Source organism: Nostoc sp. (assembly GCF_036916735.1).
Lineage (GTDB): Bacteria > Cyanobacteriota > Cyanobacteriia > Cyanobacteriales > Nostocaceae > Nostoc.
This window is the reverse complement of record NZ_JBALFV010000044.1, coordinates 1-3,506: the sequence shown is the minus strand read 5'-3', so window position 1 is coordinate 3,506 and position 3,506 is coordinate 1. Positions and strand designations below refer to the sequence as shown.

At 39.4% G+C, this 3,506-nt stretch carries 4 protein-coding genes and 1 pseudogene; all 5 read left to right on the top strand.

The features are described 5' to 3' along the window. The first annotated feature begins 554 nt into the window (after positions 1 to 554). The gene (locus tag V7L20_RS11155; protein ID WP_334744138.1) at positions 555 to 1,442 is read left to right on the top strand and encodes an AMIN domain-containing protein; all 888 of its coding nucleotides are present in this window, start codon (positions 555 to 557) and stop codon (positions 1,440 to 1,442) included. Between the two features lie 41 nt (positions 1,443 to 1,483). After that, positions 1,484 to 1,717: a hypothetical protein gene (locus V7L20_RS11150; RefSeq protein WP_334744137.1), complete on the top strand. Its 234-nt coding sequence runs from the start codon at positions 1,484 to 1,486 to the stop codon at positions 1,715 to 1,717. A gap of 164 nt (positions 1,718 to 1,881) precedes the next feature. Then, positions 1,882 to 2,529: a 2OG-Fe(II) oxygenase family protein gene (locus V7L20_RS11145; RefSeq protein WP_334744136.1), complete on the top strand. Its 648-nt coding sequence runs from the start codon at positions 1,882 to 1,884 to the stop codon at positions 2,527 to 2,529. Between the two features lie 177 nt (positions 2,530 to 2,706). Further along, positions 2,707 to 2,850 (top strand): hypothetical protein, encoded by a 144-nt coding sequence (locus V7L20_RS11140; RefSeq protein ID WP_334744135.1) that lies wholly within the window; start codon positions 2,707 to 2,709, stop codon positions 2,848 to 2,850. Between the two features lie 89 nt (positions 2,851 to 2,939). Beyond that, a pseudogene (locus V7L20_RS11135) lies at positions 2,940 to 3,390 on the top strand (ISLre2-like element ISCst1 family transposase); the annotation flags it as partial. Between the last annotated feature and the right edge of the window lie 116 nt (positions 3,391 to 3,506).

The window sequence follows — 3,506 nt, the reverse complement described above, 5'->3', positions numbered from 1 at the left end:
TTCTTGCGGATATGAGTTGATACACACCTTGGACATTCCATAGCGATGTCTACGATGGTCACTGAGCTTGTCGAAGTGCGGGCTACGCCTACGCTCAAATTCATACTTCAATTATGCAACGCCGATAAATTGTATTGTGATGATATTACCAACAATACTGGCTAATTAGTCCTGCACTTGGTAAAGATACTCTGAGTATAAGACTTGGGTCAAAAAACCAGCACTTTCCCAGACCATCTTCATTAAAAACAGCTTCAGTACTCAATTTGAGTAACCCAATAATGAGTTAATCGCGTTAGAGCAACAACTCAAAGAATGCTATTTTAAGATTTATCTCAGAAATTTCTTTAGAAATTTACTAATTAAATTGGTAATATTCAGACTACATTAAGTAACGTGCCTGATGCAGCAACCCCAATTTCAGGAGCAGAATTTTGGGGTGAGATTGTCATAAGGTGTTGGATAAAGGGTAATAGGTTTTCTACTTACCCTTTATACTTTAATTCAGGCAGGTGGTCAGCAATAGATGAGCAAATGTGTGTGAGGAAGTTTCAATGAAGCCGCAGAGATTAAACTATTTTTTCTGGCAGAGCGTATTATTAACTACTTCGGTAATGGCAATGTTGATCGGGAAACTTCTACCTGCGAACGCTCGCTCGATTAGAACAGCAGAAATACCAGATTATCAACAGCAACTATTACCTCAAGAAACAATTACAAATTCAGTTGTACCTATTAGAAAAATTCGCAGTTTCAAACAAATAGAGCATTCACTTACTTATATCCAAAAGTTAGTACAGTCATCACCTATACCCTCCCAACAAGCACAAGTTATATCAGTAACGGCAGTGAAGCTCAATAGTACAAGTAAGGGTTTGGAGGTGATTTTAGAGACGGGTGTCAACAGCCAACGCTTACAGCTAACTTCGAAAACTCAGGGGAACTCATACATTGCAGACATATCTAATGCTCAGTTGCGCTTAACTAATGGCAATACATTTCGTCAACAAAAGCCAGTAGCGGGAATTAATGAAGTAACTGTTACTAATATTAATGTTAATACCATACGGGTGACAGTTACAGGTGAAGTGGGTGTACCAGCAGTAGAGTTGTTTGACAGTCCTGAAGGATTAGTGATTGGGGTAACAAATACCACATCCACAACACAGCAACCACCCCCGCCACAGCAAAAACCGCCAACTAGTGAAAACCAAGCACCAATTGAATTAGAGGTGACAGCACCGCCTGAAACAGGCTATAAAGTCAATAATACAACTACAGCAACAAAGACACCAACAGACCTACTTGAGATTCCTCAATCAATTACGGAATTGTGCGGCTATTTCTCAGAGATCCGGATAGTTTCTCAAGGGGCATTTTTGAAGAGGCTGGTCTGGTTGATCAGAGATTACCTGCAAGTGGAGCAACCGATGATCATTTAAAAATAGCTGGCGCTTGGTATCTAATTTCAGAGGAAGAATTGTTGTCAGTTGATGAAGATGTCATTTTTGACTTCACGTTCGACAAGCGGATTTCACATTCTGTTTTTGAGCGCAATCAAAAAACCGTAAAGCAGATGCCAGGGACTTCCCTATGGTCAAAGTTGAAGGCAGTACAGCACGGTCAAGTTTATCCAGTAGGAATTTACTGGATAGGCAGTGGTCCAATAACCGCCAATTTGGCTTTAGATGACCTTTTTAAATACTTGCTTAACTGACCGGAGTGCACCATTCTCAACAAGACCTAAAAAACCGGGTATCGAATAGGAAAAATTAAGGTCTTCTTGCGCCATCTTTCTCAAGAAACCCAGTTTTTGACCTAGATGCAAAATATTAAGTTAACTAAAGTTAGTTTCATCTACATATATATAAAGTTAGTGCCATGCTTGATTTAGATACCATCGCGAAAGCGACAATGCAATCTGTACCTTATCCCTGGGCATATTTAGAAAACTTTTTGCCTGAGAGCGAGAGTTTGGAGTTAGCCAACAGCTATCCTAAATCCGGATTTTATCAAGAAAGAGGCTCTTTGTTTCCAGTCCGAATGGTCTACGATGAGATTCAGGAGTGGAATAAACCACTGATAACTTCGCCACCGAAACTAAACGACCTTTGGCAGGAGCTAGTAGAAGACCTACGCTCAACTGCTTATCGAGCCGCTCTTGGGGAACTAACAGGCTTGAACCTGATGGACGATTTAATGTTCATCTACTTGTTCCGTTATGAAAAAGAAAATACCTTCCCTCCCCATACCGATACCACCATTTGCTGCATGGTGCAAATGTTCTATTTCAATCAACAATGGAACCCAAGTTGGGGCGGTTGTTTACGCATATTGAAATCTGACCAAGCCAAGGACGTATATCAGCAAATTTCACCACGACTCAATACCTCAATCATTTTCGTGAATTCAGACCACTCCTGGCACACTGTCACCCCTGTATTGCCAGAAGCTACCCAATCTCGACTGGCTCTCAAGGTTGCCTTTATTAAACAAGAGGAGTATTTGAAACAAATGGGGGGAAAGTAGCAAAGACACTTGTGATAAGCCCTTCGGGCACTGACTTTTCACGGGATGTGGAAAATGAGGGGTGGTTCGCGTAAGATTTACGCCAACCAAGATTTATTATTAACGATATAGCGGTTCCTGCTTGAGTGAAATACAGTATGGGATAATAGAGTATATTAACGCCTAAGTACCTATGGAATGAAACCTTACTCCTGTGATCTGCGCCAAAAAGTGATCAATGTATATAACAATCAAGAAGGCTCTCAAGGACAATTGGCAATAAGATTGGGAGCAATGCGATTTTGTGAAGTCGGGAGAAAAAACGAGCGATCGCTAATCTAATTTCTCAGTACGTAAATGCATTAAATACATATTACATAGCATTAATACTTAAAAATGCCGGAGATTTATGAATAGTGTCCAAAATAGAAATGTCAGAAGGATTAACCCCTTTGGTATGGTCAACTGTTGCTCAATACGGAGCGATCGCTAGTTCATTTGAAGCTGCCTGCACAATTTTAACAGGTTGGGAAATTAATCTTAGTTTTAAAAGAATTGAACGCTTAACGTATAATTTTGGTAAGATTGGTATCAACTTGCGTCAATCTAAAATCTTAAATCGAAAATTAGGGAATTTAGTTGAAGGTAATGTTCTTAAAGACCAGCGAGAAGTCAAAAGCTGTTGATGGTGGGAGAAGTAGAATCCGAATTAATAAAAAGGAGAGAAAAAAATCCCAAACTAAGCAACACGGGTTTATCGGTAGATGGGTTGAGCTAAAGTTGTTCACAATTTATGTTGTTGATGAGCAAAGTAAAATAAATAACTCGGAAATTTCTATTACTAATGATGGCACTTATGACGAATATAAAGCGCTTTTGGAAAAGTGAGATCGGGGTTTAGTTCTTAGAGGATGTCTGAAAAGTTTTAGATAGGTGATTTTAATTACGCAAGTTGCTTCAACATCAAACGAATCATCGTTAGATAAATAAAAGCTTCT